At 60.5% G+C, this 18,180-nt stretch carries 14 protein-coding genes and 1 riboswitch; of the genes, 3 read left to right on the top strand and 11 right to left on the bottom strand.

Annotation, left to right across the window (positions count from 1 at the left end; genetic code table 11):
• Nucleotides 1–74: 74 nt before the first annotated feature.
• The 5 genes from ACR2TX_RS04445 to ACR2TX_RS04425 all read right to left on the bottom strand — a co-directional run bounded on the left by ACR2TX_RS04445 (nt 75) and on the right by ACR2TX_RS04425 (nt 4,290).
• Nucleotides 75–725: an urea amidolyase associated protein UAAP2 gene (locus tag ACR2TX_RS04445; protein ID WP_434131319.1), complete on the bottom strand. Its 651-nt coding sequence runs from the start codon at nt 723–725 to the stop codon at nt 75–77.
• A gap of 10 nt (nt 726–735) precedes the next feature.
• The gene (locus ACR2TX_RS04440) at nt 736–1,467 is read right to left on the bottom strand and encodes an urea amidolyase associated protein UAAP1 (protein ID WP_434131317.1); all 732 of its coding nucleotides are present in this window, start codon (nt 1,465–1,467) and stop codon (nt 736–738) included.
• An 84-nt stretch (nt 1,468–1,551) separates the two neighbouring features.
• The gene (locus ACR2TX_RS04435; RefSeq protein ID WP_434131315.1) at nt 1,552–2,400 is read right to left on the bottom strand and encodes an ABC transporter ATP-binding protein; all 849 of its coding nucleotides are present in this window, start codon (nt 2,398–2,400) and stop codon (nt 1,552–1,554) included.
• 5 nt (nt 2,401–2,405) lie between these two features.
• Complete coding sequence (locus ACR2TX_RS04430) at nt 2,406–3,230, bottom strand: ABC transporter permease (RefSeq protein WP_434131312.1); 825 nt, start codon at nt 3,228–3,230, stop codon at nt 2,406–2,408.
• Between the two features lie 64 nt (nt 3,231–3,294).
• Nucleotides 3,295–4,290, bottom strand: coding sequence for an ABC transporter substrate-binding protein (locus ACR2TX_RS04425; protein WP_434131310.1), 996 nt, complete (start codon nt 4,288–4,290; stop codon nt 3,295–3,297).
• A gap of 63 nt (nt 4,291–4,353) precedes the next feature.
• Nucleotides 4,354–4,460: riboswitch (guanidine-I (ykkC/yxkD leader) on the bottom strand.
• A gap of 353 nt (nt 4,461–4,813) precedes the next feature.
• On the opposite strand from ACR2TX_RS04425, the gene ACR2TX_RS04420 reads away from it, so the two are divergent.
• Nucleotides 4,814–6,115 (top strand): porin, encoded by a 1,302-nt coding sequence (locus ACR2TX_RS04420; protein WP_434131308.1) that lies wholly within the window; start codon nt 4,814–4,816, stop codon nt 6,113–6,115.
• A gap of 210 nt (nt 6,116–6,325) precedes the next feature.
• Here ACR2TX_RS04420 and ACR2TX_RS04415 read toward each other — a convergent pair whose 3' ends face one another.
• The 6 genes from ACR2TX_RS04415 to ACR2TX_RS04390 all read right to left on the bottom strand — a co-directional run bounded on the left by ACR2TX_RS04415 (nt 6,326) and on the right by ACR2TX_RS04390 (nt 16,212).
• A complete protein-coding gene (locus ACR2TX_RS04415) occupies nt 6,326–6,556 on the bottom strand; it encodes a hypothetical protein (protein ID WP_086134707.1) in 231 nt (76 codons plus the stop codon).
• A gap of 91 nt (nt 6,557–6,647) precedes the next feature.
• Complete coding sequence (locus tag ACR2TX_RS04410) at nt 6,648–8,432, bottom strand: acyl-CoA dehydrogenase C-terminal domain-containing protein (protein ID WP_434131306.1); 1,785 nt, start codon at nt 8,430–8,432, stop codon at nt 6,648–6,650.
• Between the two features lie 2 nt (nt 8,433–8,434).
• Nucleotides 8,435–10,774, bottom strand: coding sequence for a 3-hydroxyacyl-CoA dehydrogenase NAD-binding domain-containing protein (locus ACR2TX_RS04405; protein WP_434131304.1), 2,340 nt, complete (start codon nt 10,772–10,774; stop codon nt 8,435–8,437).
• A gap of 53 nt (nt 10,775–10,827) precedes the next feature.
• A complete protein-coding gene (locus ACR2TX_RS04400) occupies nt 10,828–11,964 on the bottom strand; it encodes a thiolase family protein (protein WP_434131301.1) in 1,137 nt (378 codons plus the stop codon).
• A 177-nt stretch (nt 11,965–12,141) separates the two neighbouring features.
• Nucleotides 12,142–13,860, bottom strand: a complete 1,719-nt coding sequence (locus ACR2TX_RS04395; RefSeq protein WP_205780789.1) for an AMP-binding protein — start codon at nt 13,858–13,860, stop codon at nt 12,142–12,144.
• A gap of 42 nt (nt 13,861–13,902) precedes the next feature.
• Nucleotides 13,903–16,212: an alpha/beta fold hydrolase gene (locus ACR2TX_RS04390; protein WP_434131299.1), complete on the bottom strand. Its 2,310-nt coding sequence runs from the start codon at nt 16,210–16,212 to the stop codon at nt 13,903–13,905.
• 156 nt (nt 16,213–16,368) lie between these two features.
• Here ACR2TX_RS04390 and yjgA point away from each other — a divergent pair, with 156 nt between their 5' ends.
• Nucleotides 16,369–16,887 carry a ribosome biogenesis factor YjgA gene (gene yjgA, locus ACR2TX_RS04385; protein WP_156880132.1) on the top strand — a complete coding sequence of 173 codons (519 nt, stop codon included), beginning with the start codon at nt 16,369–16,371 and terminating at the stop codon, nt 16,885–16,887.
• 9 nt (nt 16,888–16,896) lie between these two features.
• On the top strand, nt 16,897–18,165 hold the full coding sequence (locus tag ACR2TX_RS04380) for a TIGR03790 family protein (RefSeq protein ID WP_434131296.1): 1,269 nt from the start codon (nt 16,897–16,899) through the stop codon (nt 18,163–18,165).
• The last annotated feature ends 15 nt before the right edge of the window (nt 18,166–18,180 follow it).

The raw sequence follows: 18,180 nt of genomic DNA, 5'->3' as shown, positions 1-18,180 counted from the left end.
GCATGCCCCGAGGCTGGGTGCCTCATGGCTGGCGCGATGCTTCGGCAACATGGGAAAAGTCCCGGCGCGGTCGCTCATCCGTTCCATATCAGCAGCCGGATCGGCGTCGGGTTGTAGGCGTTGCACGGGTTGTTGAGCTGCGGACAGTTGGAAATCAGCACCATCACGTCCATCTCGGCGCGCAGCTCGACATATTTGCCGGGTGCCGAAATGCCGTCGGCGAAGCTCAGGCCGCCTTCGGGAGTTACCGGCACGTTCATGAAGAAATTGATGTTGGCGGTGATGTCGCGCTTGCTCATGGCGCGCTGACGGGCGCAGTCGCAGTGCGACAGGGCACGCAGGAAGTTGTCGCGGCAGCTGTGCATGGGGCGCTTGTCGAGAGCATAGCGCACAGTGTTGCTTTCCGCGGCACAGGCGCCGCCCAGCGTGTCGTGGCGGCCGCAGGTGTCGGCGACGATGGTCAGCATGGGCCGCCCCTCGCTGGAATACAAAACCGAACCGACCCCGAGATAAAGATTGCCCTGGCGGCGGATGGTATCCACGGCGCTGTAGCGCTCTTCGGGATCATGGGCATTGTAGAACAGCGTGTCCACCGCCTGGTTGCCCTCCAGGTCGAGGATGCGAAAGATCTGGCCTTTCTTCACCAACCCGGTCCATGGTTCTCCGGCCGGGCAAGTTTCGTCGAGAACGGCGTTTTCCGGGGCGAGTGTGCTTTCGATCAACATGGGTGTCCTCCTAGCAGGCGTAGAAACGCTCGGTATTGATGAAACCGCGCCGGTTCTGCTCGCACGAGGTGCGGCAGAGGTCGCTTTCGCCGGCGGGCCCCGCATGCCAGGCGGTCAGCTTCACCGCGGCCGGCCGGTATTCCGGGTTCGGGTCCAGCGGGTGCGGTGCGGTCGAAAGCACCACCAGCACGTTCATGTCGAAGCGCAGATCGACCGCGTCGCCGGCCCGGCTGTGCCCGGAATGGAAGCGAAGTCCGCCGTCCGCATCCGCCGTCACCTTGCTGAAGAAATTGACGTTGGCGGCCAGGTCGCGCTTGCCCAAGCCCCATTTGCCGAGTTCGATCAGGAGGCCGTCCCGGCCGCTGCGGTACATGTCGTTGCGGTGGGTCTGGAAAGTGGCGGTGCCGAATTTGTCCAGAATCGACGCGTTGTCGCTGGTGCCGCACACGGTATCGTGCCAGCCGACCGAATCGTGGATGATCGAGCACAGCACCCGGCCCATGTCGGAGTAGCACACGTGGCCGGCGGTGAGGAAGGCGGTGTGCTGGGCCTTCAGCGTATCCGGCATGTTGTAGCGTTCGAGCTTCTCCTCCTGGTTGTAGAACAGCGCCGAGACGTTGGCGCCGCCATCCAGGTCGGTGAGGCGCAGCGCCGAACCGCGCCGCAGCAGGCCGGACCAGTGATTGCCGCCGGGAACCGTCTCTTCCCAGAGGACTCGGTCATGGGTGAAGGTGATCGTCATGCTTGACCTCTCATCATCGAAAAATGAACACAAAAGAAGCGCCGCCGTTCTTGGCCGCATAGCTCGCGTCGGAACCGGCTGCGCTCATGCGGCGGCCCCCGGTCTTACCGTGGCCGTGAGTTTTTCCAGCATTCCGCGGTCGGTTTGCATCCCCGAGGTGGCGCGGATGCGGGACAGGATTTCCCGTTTCAGCTCGGTGAATTCGGGAGATAGCTTCATGTCCTGCTCGCGTTCCGGCGGCAGCGGAACCTGGTAGATCGAGTCGATCCGTCCGGGACGGGGCGCCATCAGGACCACCCGGTCGCCGAGATAGATCGCCTCTTCCACATCGTGGGTGACGAACACGATGGTGGGCTTTTCCAGCGCGAACACATGCAGGATGAGATCGTGCATCACTTCGCGCGTCTGTGCGTCGAGCGCGCCGAACGGTTCGTCCATCAACAGGATGTCCGGCCGGTTCATCAGTGCGCGGGCGATGGCCACGCGCTGCTGCATGCCCCCGGAAAGCTGGTTGGGATAGGCGTTTTCGACCGGGGCGAGCCCCATCAGCCCTATCAAGGCGTCGGTACGTCCGGAAGCGATTTCCACGTCGGCCGAAGTGATCTCTTCGCGCTTGATCTTGAGCGAGCGGCAGAAGCGGATGTTTTCGCGTACCGTGAGCCACGGATACAGGCTGTAATGCTGGAACACCATGGCGCGCTCGGCTCCGGGGCCGGACACCGGCCGGCCGTCCACCCGGATTTCGCCCGAGCTGAGGTCCTCCAGGCCCCCAATGCTGCGCAGCAGGGTGGACTTGCCGCAGCCCGAAGCCCCCACCAGGGTGACGAATTGGTTGGCGCGAATGTCGAGGTCGACGTTCTCGAGCGCGGCGATGTGCCGTCCCCCGGTGTCGAACAGCTTGTTGGCTCGTCTGATTTCGATCTTGGCCGTCATGTTGATCACTTGAAGTAAAGCCAGGGGAAACTCTTGCGGTGCAGCCAGCGGAACGACTGGTCCATCAGCAGCCCGAACAGCCCGATCAGGAGAATGCCGGCAAAGATCTTGTCGGTTTGCAGGAAGCGCTGCGCCTTGAGAATGGCGAAGCCCAATCCTGAATTGGCGGCCACCAGCTCGGCCACGACCAGGTAGGTCCAGGCCCAGCCCATGGTGACGCGCAGCGTGTCCAGCAGCGCCGGTTTGGCCGACGGCAGTATCACCAGCCGGATCAGTTCGCCGCGCGTCGCGCCCATGGTCTGCGCTGCCTCGATCTGGGCCATGGGCACGCGGCGGATGTCTTCGGCCATCATCAGCACCATCTGGAAAAAAGTGCCGATGAAGATGATGGCGATCTTGGCGCTCTCCTCGATGCCGACCCACAGCATCACCAGCGGAATGAAGGCCACCGCGGGCATGTAGCGGATGAAATCGGTGAGCGGTTCGAACAGCGCCTGCAGCGGCCGATAAGTGCCGATCAGCAGCGCCAGCGGCAAGGCCAGCACGGCGGAGATGGCGAACCCGGCCGTCACCCGGTAGACGCTGATCCAGATGTCGCCCAGCAGGTCGTCCTCGGCGAACCAGCCGTAGATCCGGGTAACCACTTCTTCCGGCGCCGGCATGAACACCTTGTCCACCCAGCCGCTGTGGGCCAGACCCCACCACGCCGCCAGCGGGGCCAAGAGGCCCAGCAGCGCGAGGATCAGATATTCGCGGCGGCCGATCTGTCCCCGTATCGCCCACCATCGCTGGCGCGGGTTCGGGATGCCGCTGTCGCATTGAGCTGCCATTCTCTTTCCTCGATTGAAGCCGTTAAGAAAACGTGGAGCCTCCCCGGCGGAGGCGGGCTGTTACCTATTTCTTGTCCGCAACTTCTTTTATCAGCGAGCCGTCCACGCCCTGGGTGAAGTCCACGGTGCCTTCCATCAGCCGGTTGTCGAGCAGGAAGTCGGAAATGGCGGGCGCTACGTTCAGCAGCGACCGGGATTGGTCGGGCGGGCCGAAGGCTTCGAGGTTATCGGCCTCGGCGAAGAACTTGGTGCCGGGCAGAAAAATCTTGTACTCGTCGGTCTTGAGGCCGACGACCTTGGACATGATCTTGACTGCTTGGTCAGGATTTTCGCGGATGAACTTTTCGACGTCGTACCACGCCTCGATCATGCCGAGGAAATCCTTGCGGTGGGCGGCGAGGGATTTTTCCTGCACGACCAGGAGGTCGGGAATCAGTCCGGGGATGTCCTTGGAGCTGAACAGCGCTTTTCCCTTGCCCGACAGCTCGATCTTGTTGACCCAGGGGTTCCATACCACGGTGGCGTCGACACGACCGCTCAGGAAGGCCGCCGCGGCGTCGCCGGCGGACAGGTTGACGATCTCGACGTCCGCCTGCGTCATGCCGTTCTTGGCCAGCGCGGTCACCAACAGGAAATGGGAGACGCTGAACTGCTCCAGCGCGATCTTTTTGCCCTTGAGGTCGGCGAAGCTCTTGATCTTGGGGCTGACCATCAGGGCGTCGTTGCCGGCTGAATTGTCGTTGACCAGTATGGCCTTGAGCGGAATGCCCTTTGCCAGAGGGGCCATGGTGTCGGACCAGGTCTGGCAATTGCCGTCCAGCTGGCCGGCCGACAACGCGGAAATGGAATCGGTGTAGTTGGCGAACCAAACCAGTTTGACTTTGGCGCCGTGCTTTTTGAAATAGCCGTTTTTTTCGGCCACGTACCAGGCGACCCAGCCCGGCCAGTCGCTGACGCCGATCTTGACCTCGGCAGGAGACGGCAGGGGAAGCAGAAGAAGGCCGATCAAGGCCGGGAAAGCGAGAAAACGTCGCAAGGCATGAGCGAATGGGGACGACATCACGGGGCTCCTTTTCGGAAATTACACGGCGAGAGGGCGAACCGGTTCTTACGAACCGTCACGACCTCCCGGGCTTTTATCCCGCCGTGTAACCCCGCGAGCCACGGGGCCGGAAACTCTCGGACCAGACGCCCCCGAGCGGAGGGGCCGGAACCCTAGTCGCCATTTGTGAACGGTGCCGCCGAATGGCGCACCTCTCGTTACGAACGAGAACCAGCAGGATGCGTGCCAGCCTCGAATTCAGCGGCTTCGGCAAGATTCGGAACTGAATTGCGCGCGATTTGGACCGATTTCGGGGCGAGAGGTCGGTCTTGTGCTCCGAAATGGTGCGGAAAAGCCGGGTTCGGCTATCGCCCAGAGTCTTTCATTGCTGCCGGAAGCAGATGTCCGTTCAGCCGATCCGGGAAGACCAACGTTGTTTATTGTTTTTTTAAGAGGTATGGCGCACTTCGTGCTTTTATAGTCTTTCGACGACTCACAGGGCTCCGCTGTTTAAGCGCAAGAAACACAGGAGCCTGAACTCATGAAAAACATCAAATCGAAGCGTCATCTGGCACTCATCGCGGGCGGGCTGATGAGTATCGGTGACCCGAGCCGGGCAGAAGAGACATCCGGTTTATTGGGGGGATTAAAGGTCATCAACGAATCAGCCTGGATGAAATCCCTGGGGCTGACCCTGACCGGCTGGATAGACGCGGGTATTACCTACAACGCCAACGATCCGGCGGACAACTACAACGGTCCCGTGATCTTCAACGATCGGGCCGGCGAGTTTCAGCTCAATCAGTTGGTGGTGGACTTGTCCCGAACCGTGAACGTCGAGGGCAGCGATTGGGACGTGGGCGGAAAGGTGACTTTCATGTTCGGTACCGACGCCCGGACCAATACGATCAACGCCTACGGCGACGGCCACTGGGATAACGACTTGATCGGCGACGACACGCGGTTCTACAAAATCGCGCTTCCCAACGCCTATATCGACGTGTTCGCGCCGTTCGGCAACGGAATCACGGCACGGCTGGGCCGTTTCTATACCATCATGGGCTATGAAACGGGTTTGTCTCCGGACAACTTCTTTTATTCCCACCCGTATACCTTCCAGTACGGCGAACCCTTTACTCATACCGGGGCCATGTTCACCTACCCGGTCGTCAGCAATCTGTTGGTCACCCTCGGGGCCGTCACCGGAGGACACAATCAGTTCGGCGGATCGCTGGACGGCAATGCGGGCTGGGACGGTTTCGACAAGAATATGGAGAACTGGAATTTTCTGGGCGGCGTTTTCTGGAATACCGACGATAAGGCTACGTCGGTCGGACTCTCGATCATCACCGGGGATGTCAACGCCGATAACGACCTCGACGATTTTCGCCGGGAAACGGGCATCGACAAAAAGGACAATCGCACCTTCTACAGTTTCGTTTTCAAACAGAATTTCACCGATCACGTGCACTATGTCTTCCAGCACGATCACGGTATAGAGCAACAGCATCCTTTGAACAATTTCAAGGACGCTCAGTGGTACGGCATTCAGCAGCAGCTGATCTACGATGTCACCGATACCGTGGGCGTGGGATTGAGGGGCGAGTGGTTCCGCGATGACGACGGCGTGCGGGTTGCACAAATGTGTCCCGGCTGCGCCGTTCTTGCTTCCGGACCCGCCAGCTATTACGGCGTTACCCTTGGCTTGAACTGGAAACCGCTGGACTGGGTCGCTGTTCGCCCTGAGGTCCGATACGACTGGGCTGACGGAATAGACAACTACGACGCGCGCAAGAAAAGCGATCAGCTTTTATTCGCTATCGACGCAGTCATCAAGTTCTGAGGAGTTCCATTCTCCGCCGCGGATCGAGAGCATTGATCGTAGGGTGGGTTAGCGGAGCGTAACCCACCGACCCTTCGACTTGGCTCAGGACAGGTCCGAGGTCGCTCGGCGGGTTACGGCCTCGCGGCCTAACCCACCATCGATGGGTTTTGCTTCGCTCTACCCATCCTACAAACTACAAACAGTGGCGCTGTCGGCAGCATTTCCTGCTTAGTGCAGCAAAGTCAGTTCCCACCGGCTGTCCCGATCGTTCTGGCGGATGGTGTAGATGTGGCAATCGTCGCCGAGCACCTTGAAGTAGCGGTGCTCCGGCGTGGTCCAGCGGTTGAGGATTTCCACCTTGACTTTGCGGTCGTCGATCAACATCCGCCGCGGTTCTTCGTCGCCGCGATAGCCGGCATAACAGAACACCCTGATTTCGGAAAAAGATTCACGTTTCATGCGCCTTAGAACTGTCCAAAGGGTAACCTTTCTTAGACAGTTCCAGGGCGTTTGTATCGTCAAAGTGACGTGGAGTGGTTCCGGATTCGGTCTAAAACGCCTCGTCCTTGAAATCCATGATGCTCCCGCTGCCGGAAAGAATGGCGGAAAAGAGCCCCGAGGTTCTGGGCAAGATGCGCTCCATGAAGAAGCGGGCTGTATCGAGCTTGGCCTGATAAAAGCCGGTCGTATCGTCCTTGATTTTTTGCTGGGCGATTTCCGCCATGCGCGCCCAGCAATAGGCCATGGTGGTCAAGCCGAACAGATGCAGGTAATCATAGGCTGCGGCGCCGGCCTCGTTGGGATCGGCGAGACTGCGCTCGGCGATGAAGGCCGTCGCGCGTTGCAGCCGGCCGAACGCCTTGGCCAGCGGTTCGGTGACGAAGGCCAGTTGAGCTTGTCCGGCGCGTTCGTCGAGATAACGCTGGACCGGGTGGAAGAAGCTGCGCAAATACCGTCCGGCGTGCGCGGGCAGCTTGCGTCCGACCAGATCCAGGGCCTGGATGCCGTTGGCGCCCTCGTAGATCTGGGCGATGCGCGCATCGCGCACGAACTGTTCGATGCCGTGTTCGCGGATGTAGCCGTGCCCGCCGTATACCTGCATGGCCAGATTGGCGGTTTCGAACCCGAGATCGGTGAAGAAGGCCTTCACTACGGGCGTCAGCAGGGCGACGAAGTCCTCCGCCTGCTGGCGGATTCCGGGGTCCGGGTGCCGGTTTTCCTTGTCGAGTTGTGCGCCCACCCAGGCCGACATCGACCGCATACCCTCGGTATAGGCCCGCATGGTCAAGAGCATGCGCCGCACGTCCGGATGGACGATGAGCGGATCGGCCGGCTTTTCGGGATTTTTCGGGCCGGTCAGGGCGCGGCCTTGCAAGCGCTCCTTGGCATAGGCCGCGGCATTTTGATAGGCCACTTCGCCGAGCCCCAGCCCCTGCAATCCGACTTCGAGGCGGGCGCTGTTCATCATCACGAACATGGCGCGGAGTCCTTTATGGAGATCTCCGATCAGATAGCCGGTGGCGTCTTCGAGGCTCAGGCTGCATGTGCTCGAGCCCTTGATGCCCATTTTGTGCTCGATGGCCGTGCAGAAGATGCGGTTGCGAGGTCCGAGGCTTCCGTCCGGGTTGACCAGGAACTTCGGCACCAGAAACAGGCTTATGCCCTTGACCCCAGGCGGGGCGTCGGGTGCGCGCGCCAGGACCATCTGGATGATGTTTTCGCTGAGATCCTGCTCGCCGCCCGAAATGAAAATCTTGTTGCCGGTGAGCCGATAAGTGCCGTCGGCTTGCGGAACCGCCTTGGTGCGGAGCAGGCCGAGATCGGTGCCGCATTGCGGCTCGGTCAGGCACATGGTGCCGGTCCAGCGTCCTTCCACCATGTTCGGAAGATAAAGATTCTTGATCTCCTCCGAGGCCGTCTTGAGCAGCAACTGATAGGCGCCGTGGGTCAGCTTGGTGTAGATGGCGAAGGACAGATTGCTGGCCGACATCATTTCCGAGGTCAGCACGTAGACCGTTTCCGGAAGTCCCTGCCCGCCGTATTCGGGGCGGCTGGTCAACCCCGGCCAGCCGCCTTCCCGGTAGCGCTGATACGCGTCCTTGAAGCCGCGCGGAGTGTGCACCTCGCCGTTCTCGAGCCGGCAGCCTTCCTCGTCGCCGCTCCGGTTGAGGGGGAACAGAATGTTTTCGGCCACCTTGGCCATTTCCTCCAGGACCGCATCCACCAGCTCGGGCGGCACGTCCTCCATGCCGGGCATGTCCTCCAAGTGCTGGTCGGCCAGGAACTCGTGGTAGATGAAGCGCATGTCGCGCAAGGGTGCTTTGTAGGTGGCCATGGCTAGTTCCTCAAAGGCTTGCCGGTTTCCAGCATGTGTTCCATGCGGGCGATCGTTTCCTTTCGCTTGACCAGGTCCATGAAGGCGCGCCGCTCCAATGCCAAGAGATCGTCTTCGGACAATGGCTTGCTGATGTCGGTATCGCTTCCAGTGAGTACATCGGCCAAGGCTCCGGCGACAACGGCGTCGTGGGCCGTGGCCTTGCCGAGCCGCCGGTACTGGCCGATGGCCATGTCCAGCGCGGCCTTGCCCGAAGGCCCTGGGAGATAAAAGACCGGCGGCTCGGGCGGCGCGTAGCTTTCGCTCAGCGCCAGCGCCTTTTCCTTGGCGTCGAACAGCAGCCGGTCGCGGTTCATGGTGATGCCGTCGGTGGGGCGCAGGAACAGAAGGTCTTTCGCTTCCTGGGCCGATTTCGACACAGTGGCGACGCTGACGGTTTCGAAGACGCGGGCGACCGGCGCCATCGGGCCTTGGGGAGATTTCTTGTCGGCGAAGGCGCGCAGCAGCATCTCCTTGCAGCCGCCCCAGCCGGGAATCACGCCGACGCCGGCTTCCACCAGCCCCATATACAATTCGGCATGAGCCTGGACGGCATCGCAGTGGAGCAGAATTTCGCATCCGCCGCCGAGGGCCATTCCCGAGGGCGCGCCGACCACGGGGAAGGGCGCGTATTCGAGTGCCTTGAACGCCTCCTGGCCCTGTTTGACCATGCTCTCCACTTCCGGCCACAGCGCGATGTTGACGCCGAAGAGCAGCACCCCGAGATTGGCTCCGGCGGAGAAATTGTCGGCTTCGTTGTAAATCACCAGCGCGCGGTAATCGCTCCGCACGATGTCGACAGCCTTGTGGACCAGCTTGAGCACCAGAGGATCGAAGGTGTTCATCTTGCTCTGGAATTCCAGGCAGACGACGCCGTCGCCCACGTCCCAAAGGCTCGCCGAAGGATTCTTCGTCAGAGGCTTGCTGCGCCGCTTGACGTCGGCCAGCAGCAAGACGCCGGGTGGCCGGTTCACCGCTCGTAGAGTGGGCTTGGTCCCGCCCGTGCCGGGGAATGCAAGCCCGTGCAGCCGCCCGTCGACGACTTGGTAAAGCGGTCCGTCGTGTCGGAGCAGATCTGGCACGGGCTTGCCCATGGCTTCGAGCATCCGGACCAGGTTTTCGTCGCCGATCCGGTCGATCAGTTCGAACGGGCCGTACTGCCAGTTGTAGCCCAGCCGCATGGCGCGGTCGACCGATTCCAGATCGTCGGCGACGTGCGGCGCCACCTCGGCGGCGTAAGCCAGGGTCTGGGCCATGACGCTCCGGGCGTATTCGGCGGTCTTGTCGTGGAATTGCAGCAGCCCGGCCAAGCCGCCCGCTTTCATCGCCGCGATGCTGGCGAGTTCCGGTTTGGTGCTGACCCGGTACGTGCCGGTTTGGAGGTCGAGAGCTTCCTTGATCTTTCCGCCTCCAGCCCGGTTCAAGCGATAAAATCCGCCCTTGCCTTTGCGTCCGGTATAGCCTTCCGCGATCATCCGCGTCACCCGTTCCGGCACTTGGCTGATGGCGTGGAACGGATCGTTCGGCGGAAGCGCCCGATCCATGCCGGGAACGATGTGGGGGACGAGATCGAGACCGACCAGGTCGAGCAGGCCGAATATGCCGGTTTTCGGGATGCCGAACGGACGGCTGATGACGGTGTCGGCTTCCTCGACGGTGAGCCCTAGGCGCAAGGCTTCCAGGAGCCCCAGCTGCAGCCAGAAGATGCCGATGCGGTTGGCGATGAAGCCCGGCGTATCGTTGGAATGCACGATGCTCTTGCCGAGCCGCCGGTCGCCGAAGTCGACCAGCGCGGCTAGCGCATCGGGCCGGGTTTCGGGGCCGTAAACGATTTCCAGCAGCCGCATGTAGCGCGGCGGATTGAAGAAGTGAGTGATCAGGAAGTCGCGCCGGAAATTCTCCGGCATGTCCCGCGTGAGCTCGGCGAGTGGGAGGGTGGAGGTGTTGGAGGAAACGACGGAACCGGATTTGCGGACACTGTCCAGGTTGCGGTAGAGCCTGTGCTTGATGTCCGGTTTTTCGATTACCGCCTCGACGATCCAATCGGTCTCGGCGAGTTTTTCGAGATCGTCCTCGATGTTGCCGGGCGTGATCCGCGCGAGATTCTTGCGGTGCATCAACGGGGGCGGATCGGTTTCCTGAAGCTTCTTCAAGGCGTTCTTGGCAACCATGTTCCGATCCGTTGCGCCTTCGGGCACGATGTCCAGCAACAAAACCGGGACGCCGGCGTTGGCGGCCTGGGCCGCGATAGCCGATCCCATGACTCCTGCGCCGATGACAGCCATTTTTTCTATTTTCATCATGTCGGCCTCACTTGACTTGGAGACGGGCCATCCGAGGCCCGCCTTTTCAAAGTTCAAACCGCTTCCAGAATCGTCGCGATGCCTTGTCCGCCGCCTATGCACTGCGTCGCCAGGGCGTAGCGCTTCTTTTCCTTTTTCAGCAGCGACGCCGCTTTTCCGGTGATGCGGGCTCCGCTCGCGCCCAGCGGATGGCCCAGGGCGATGGCGCCGCCGTGGAGATTGAGCTTGCTCTCGTCGATGCCGAGTTCACGGATGCACGCCAGCGCCTGGACCGCGAAGGCTTCGTTCAATTCGATGATATCGATGTCCTCGAGAGCGAGCCCTGCGCGTTGCAACGCCTTGCGGCTCGCGGCGACCGGACCTATGCCCATGATCTCTGGGGCGCAGCCGGCCACCGCGATGCTCTTGACGCGCGCCAGGGGTTCGAGTCCGTGGCGTTCCGCGTAATCCTCGGAGCAGACCAGGACCGCGGCGGCGCCGTCGGTGAGGGGCGAAGAGGTTCCGGCCGTGACCACGCCGTTCTCCCTGAAGGCAGGTCTAAGACCGGCCAAGCCCTCCGGAGTGGTTTCGGGACGTGGGCAGCCGTCCTCCGTTACGGTGCCGTCGGGTGTTTCGATCGGGATCAGTTCGTCGTCGAATTGGCCTGCGGCTTTGGCTTCCCGCGTTTTGCGCTGGCTGTCGAAGGCGAAGCGCTCCTGATCGGCGCGGCTGATGCCGTACCGCTCGACCAGGTTTTCCGCGGTTTCCCCCATGCTCATGTAGGCTTGCGGATATTCCTGGTAAAGCCTGGGGTGAGGCATCGGATTGAAGCCCGTCATCGGCACCCGGCTCATGGATTCGACGCCGGCGCAGATGAACGCCTCGCCGGCATTCAGTTGAATGGCTCCCGCCGCCTGGTGTATGGCCTGCATGGACGAGCCGCAGAACCGGTTGATGGTGGTGCCTGCGACCGACTGCGGGAGACCGGCCAGGAATACCACGAGACGGCCCAAATTGAAGCCTTGCTCGGCTTCCGGAAAGGCGCAGCCGAGGATCAAATCCTCGATGTCTTCGGGTTTGGCGCCGGTTTTGCGCAACAAGGCTTTCACCACTTGCGCGGCCAATTCGTCGGGGCGGATGCCGCTGAGCTGCCCTTTCTTGGCCGGGGTAAACGGCGAGCGGCAGTAGCCGGCGATGACAACGTTTTTCATGGTCTGCCTCCTGACAGGAAACGCCACAAAGGACAGGAGATCGCTCGATCTCCGAAACGGAAACAACAATTAAATACAGAAATGGCGGCGTATCGCCTGTGGCCGCCTAAATCGGCCGTGTCATCCGAAATTCTTAGACGCAGCGGGAATTAAAGGAACGTGCTGCGTGTCGTATTGTTAAGTCAGTTTCCGCAACTCGCGGCGAAGAATCTTGCCTACGGCGCTCTTCGGGAGTTCGTCGCGGAATTCTATATACTTAGGCACCTTGTAGGCCGCCAAGTTCATACGGCAGTAGCGGCGGACGGTGTCCGCATCCAGGCTCTCGTCCTTGCGCACGATAAAAACCTTGACCGTTTCTCCGGTCTTGTCGTCCGGCACGCCTATCGCGGCACACTCCCGAACAGCCGGGTGGGTACTTAAGACGGCCTCGAGTTCATTGGGATAAACGTTGAAGCCCGAGACGAGAATCATGTCCTTCTTGCGGTCCACGATATAGAAGAATCCGTTTTCGTCCATCCGGGCGATGTCCCCGGTACGCAGCCACCCGTCCGGCGTCATGACGTTTTCGGTTTCGTCCGGGCTGTTCCAATAACCCTTCATGACCTGCGGTCCGCGCACGTACAGCTCGCCAGCCGTCCCGACCGGCAGCGGACGTCCGTCGTCGTCCCGAACGCTGCATTCGGTGGATGGCACGGGAAGCCCGATGCTGCCGTTGAATTCCGTCAATCCGGGCGGATTGACGGAAACCACGGGAGAGGTTTCGGTCAAGCCATAACCTTCGGTGATCGGGCAGCCGGTCACTTGCTGCCAGCGGTTCGCCACGGCTTCCTCGGTCGGCATGCCGCCGCTGATGACGAACTTGAGCGAGCTGAAATCCAGTTCGTCGAAGCCGGGCGTGTTGAGCAATCCCTTGAAGAGCGTGTTGACGCCGGTTATGACGCTGAAACGCACCTTGCCGAGCATCTTAATGAGACCTTGCAGGTCTCGCGGATTGGTAATGAGATAGTTCAACCCACCCAGTTCGGTGAAGCACAGCAAATCCACGGTCAGGGCAAAGATGTGGTAGAGCGGCAGCGCGGTGATCACGACTTCCTCGCCTTTGACCATCGCTCGTTCCGGGGGAAGTCCGCCGACAATCCACTGGGTGCACTGCTCCACGTTCGCAAGCAGATTGCGGTGCGTCAGCATGGCCCCTTTGGCGATGCCGGTGGTGCCTCCGGTGTATTGGAGAAAGGCGACGTCTTCCAGTTTCAGATCATGCCTTTCGAAAGAAAGCAGGCTGCCTTCCTGCAGGGCCGTATTGAAGGAGACGGCCTCGCTGATGTGGGTGCCGGGGTTTCCCGTTTTGAACAGGCGCACGTACCAGTTGATCAGATAGGAGCGGGGAAACCGCAGCAGGTCGCCGAGTCCGGAAATGATGATCGCCTTGAGCTTTAATCTTGGAAGCGCGGCCGCTACTGCCGGGACGAAATTCTCGAGCATCACCAGGGCTGCTGCCCCCGAGTCTTGGAGTTGATGTTCCAATTCGCGGGCGGAGTAGAGGGGATTCGTGTTGACGACGATCAGCCCGGCGCGCAGCGCGCCCCATAAGGCAACGGGTTGCTGCGAGACATTCGGCAGCATGATGGCGATCCGTTCACCTCGTTCCAGGCCTAGGCGTCGGTTCAGGAAACTGGCGAAATGCCGGCTCAGCTCCTCGAGTTCGGCATAGCAAAGAGTCCGCCCCAAATTGGAAAGTGCCGGCCGTTCCCGATAGCGGGCGGCCATTTCTTCGAAAAAATGCGCCAGCGAAGAGTATTGCGGTTCGCCGATGGTTTCCGGGACGCCCGGCGGATAGCTCTTCAACCAGGGCTTTTCCATGACGTATTGCGACAAGGTGCTTTGAAGGTTTCGCATGGCGCTCTCCGCTGCACAATAAATCACTTGAACGGGTTCGACTCAACCCGCCGGGGCGTCCCTGGTCAAAAAGCGAATCACGATGTCCCTTATACCACCAATATCCTCCGCGAGCATATTGTGGCGATCGGCATGCACGGACCGGAGAATCCTGTTCTTCGAGCTCAGGGCCTTATAGATCATCCGCGCGCTTTCCGGATCGAGAATCGGATCGTGATCGGCCTGTGCCAATAATACCGGACACTGCACGTCCGCGAGACTTTCCTCCAGTTCCTGGATCAAGCGGCGCAGTTCGTAGAGCGTACGCAGAGGCACTTCCCGATAGGCGTATTGCGGATATTCCGGCGTTCTTTCCACGAACGGCCGGCTGTTTCGCCGAGACATCCAGCGAACCAGAATGTTTGGGCTGCGGAGCAGCGGAGCCATGGGACCCGACGCGCTGAACTTGAAGGGCGGCGAAATCGCGGCTATCCCTGCCAAGCGCTCAGGCTGTTCGCTGGCCAGTTGCAGCGCCAACAGACCGCCGATTCCGGTGCCGACGATGTAAATGTGAGACGCATAAGCCTTCATGATCTCGTACCCGCGGCGCAAGGATTCGAGCCAGTCCTCCCAGCGTCGGTCTTTGAGGTCGTAGGGCGAAGTTCCGTGGCCTTTCAAACGGACGCCGAGGGCGTGAAAACCGAGATCGGCCAAGCGTCCGCCGAAGTCGCGCATTTCGGCCGGCGAAGACAAAAGTTCGTGGATCAGAATCACGCCGGCACCATTGCTCGATCGCGCCTTCAGAAAGAAGGGGCGAGGGCTCGCGGCCGCGGTTATCGCAGGAGACGTCAAACTTGGAGCGTGTTTGGCATAGTGTTTCGAATCCCATCGCCATGACCTGACCTCATCGTCGAACTGAAGATTTGCCAGTTCGAGAGCGCTTAGCTTCTTTTCCACCGATAGGGCGCGCTTGACTGCCTCCGTAATGCCGGAAATGGGTTCGATCTCGTTGGCATAAACCGAGATTACGTTTTCGATGCGAATTTCATCGAATTCGTGTTCGTGAAGCAGCTTGGGCAGCAACCGATAACGATCCGGATGAACTTCGATCAGCCCGCTGGCTTTCGCGGTATCGATCAATTCTTGCAGACCGGAATGTTCGCCTTCCAGCAGGTTTCGATATTCCTCGGGGTCTTGCAGGCTGCGGTGAAGATGCACGTGCGGCAATCGCTGGGTGTATTTGATGGCCAAATACAGGCTGCGGAAAAATTCGGCCCGGTCGATCTCGATCCGGTTACGTCTTGCGCGATACAAAATCAGTGTCGAGGCGAGGTGGCTGAGATTCACCGTCACCGCCTGATACATCTCGCGCATATATTTGTTGCGCACGATCTGGGCACGCTGGCGCAGCCGGCCGGCCAGGAGCCGCTCTTTCGTGTTGGCGGGTTTCCGGGTTACGGCGAAGACATCGTCGATTGTCCCGATGCGCGGCGCTACCCATTTTGCCAGCCAGGTTTCCCAGTGGTGCCAGGACTCCGACGCGATAATCGGATGTCCGAACTGGATATCCATATCGGTGTTGCGCAGCAGGATATTCCCCTCGATCAGGATTTCTTCCGCAGCCCGCCGGCTCAGCCCACGGCTCAGCAGTTCGGCGGCGCTGCTCAAAATATGTTCGTTGATGCGTATGGGATAGAAGGTAATGTTCGCCGGAACCACGATGGTGGGTTGGTGCGCGGCGGCCAGCAGGGCTTCGCGGCTCTCCATCCCGAGCGCCTCGGACCATGATGTCAGACGCTCCTGCTGCCCTTGGTGCTCGGCGCGGCGCACGGCCATTTTGAAGATTTCAAGACCCATCGCCAGAACGGCGGCCCCGGTATGGTGTTTGCGCCTATCCATGCTGACTCGGGAGTAAATGCTGTAGCGGCCTCTTTTGTCGAGAACCCGGCGGTCCTTCACCATGCCCCCTTCGGGAAAGATGACGACCTTGCGGCCGAGCAGGATTTGTTCGGCGAGCCAGGGCAGAAGTCTCGGGTAGTTGTTCGGGATGACGCCGACGTCGCGCAGGAATCCCGCCAGGACACTGTCTTCCTCCTCGAAGAATTCCGCCGAGGCCACCGAGCAGCAGTAGACCTTTCTGGCCTCGTACATCAGGTATTGGGGGATGAAGGTCTCGAATCGGGCGAAGTGGTTGAAAAGGAAGATATGGCCGCGATCAATGATGTCCGGGCTGCCGTGCAAGGTGATGCGGACCTTGAGCAGCTTCTTGATCTGCCGGAAAACGCGCACCGACCAGTCATAAGTCGAGGTGTTGATGCCATATTCCGGATCTGCGTTCGGATGGCCTTCCATGTGGCGTTGTTTGAGAAACATACTTTTTCTGTCGGGTAGCGTACTCTCTCTTTTCATTTAGATCCATCTGTGCCGATTGATTGCTCAATCGGCCGTCACCACCGTTTTGGTGGGACGAGTGGTATAGTAGGCCGAAAATTCAGTGCCGTTATCTGGCCTTTTTGTAGTCGCTTTCTCATGACGTGGACGGAAGATCCCGAAATTTCGCCGGATGAGTATCCGGAGCGAATCAGTAAATCCCAGTTGAAGCGCGAAAGCGCAGCCTTGCAGGATCTTGGAGAAGAGTTGATCGGCTTATCCCGCGAACAGCTCGAGCGGCTGGACTTGCCTGTAGAGCTGATGGAAGCGGTGCGGCTCGGACAGTCCATCACCGAGCGCGGCGCCCTCAAGCGGCAGCGCAAGTATATCGGCAAAGTGCTGCGCCATATCGACGCTGAACCCATTCGGGCAGGGCTCGTGGCCCTCAGGAACGAGAGCGCTGAAGCGGTGCACCGGCAGCATGTCATCGAGCGTTGGCGCGATCGCATGATAGCCGAAGGCGATGCCGCGATTAACGAATTCTTGGCAGCCCATCCGGGAGCCGACCGGCAGAAGTTGCGGCAGCTGTCCCGAGACGCGCGCCGGGAGCGCGATGCGGCGGCTGCCCCCAAGTCTGCTCGCTTGCTGTTTCGGTACTTGCGGGAAGTTCTGGAGTGAGGTTGACCCGTGAAGTATCGGATTAGGTCGGTTTTTCTGCCGATCCTTTTCGCAGTCTTTGCCGCCGTATTTCAGGTTGCAAAGGCCGAAGAGAGTATCGATCGGCTGCTGTTTTCGCGGAGGTCGCTAGGGCCGGCGGAGTTGGCGGTCATCGTGAACGAGGCCGACCCGTCGAGCGTCGCCATCGGCAATTACTACCAAAAACGGCGAGGCATACCCGAGGAGAACATGATACGGGTGAGTTTTCCGCCGGGTACCGACAACCTGCCGCGCGCCCAGTTCGAATCCGTCAAGCAGGCGGTGGACAGTCGGACGCCGCCGGGGGTTCAAGCCTATGCGCTCGCATGGATGGCGCCGTTCAGGGTCGATTGCATGTCGATCACCTCCGCTTTCGCGCTAGGTTTCGACCAAGCCTATTGTTCGAGCAAATGCGGCGAAACCAAGCCCAGCGGATACTTTCATTCCACCAGCCGCGCGCCTTATACCGATCACGGCATTCGGCCCGCGATGATGCTGGCCGGGCGCACGGTCCAGGATGTCCGCAAACTGATCGATCGCGGCATCGCCTCCGACCGGACCTATCCGGCCGGTACCGGTTACTTGCTGAACACCTCCGACAAGCACCGAAGCGTTCGGGCTGTCACGTTCGACAAGACGGTCGATATGCTCGGCGCGGCGATCCGGCTGCATCGGGTTGAAGCGGACTTCATCAGCGGCAAGCAGGATGTGCTGTTCTACTTTACCGGACTGGCGAAGGTGCCGGATCTCGACACCTTGGGTTTCGTGCCCGGGGCGATGGCGGATCACCTGACCTCGTTCGGCGGGAGGCTGACCGAAAATGCCCAGATGAGCAGCGTGCGTTGGCTGGAGGCGGGGGCTACGGCGAGCTACGGCACGGTGACGGAACCCTGCAATATCCTGAGCAAGTTTCCTCATCCGGCCGTGGCTATGTGGCACTATCTGGAAGGCGATACGGTACTCGAAGCCTATTGGAAAAGCGTCGCCCGGCCAGGGGAGGGCGTTTTCATCGGCGAGCCTTTGGCGGCGCCCTTCGCGCCTCAATTGATCCAGCATAAAGGCCTAGTCACCGTCAAGCTGTTTTCCCCGAGGTCGCACATGCTGGCATTACAGGCCGCGACCAGCGCTATCGGACCCTACCGTTCGGCGGTCAAAACCTATGTCCTCATACCCGGCTATAATGAACTGTCCTTCCAATTGCCGGATACCGCCGCATTTTATCGATTGGCCTATCCGGGCAGCGAACAAACCAAGAAATAGTTCAAAAGAATTCGT

It is taken from the genome of Methylocaldum sp. GT1BB (genome assembly GCF_051027545.1).
Lineage (GTDB): Bacteria > Pseudomonadota > Gammaproteobacteria > Methylococcales > Methylococcaceae > Methylocaldum.
This window is presented reverse-complemented; position numbering and strand designations above follow the sequence as displayed.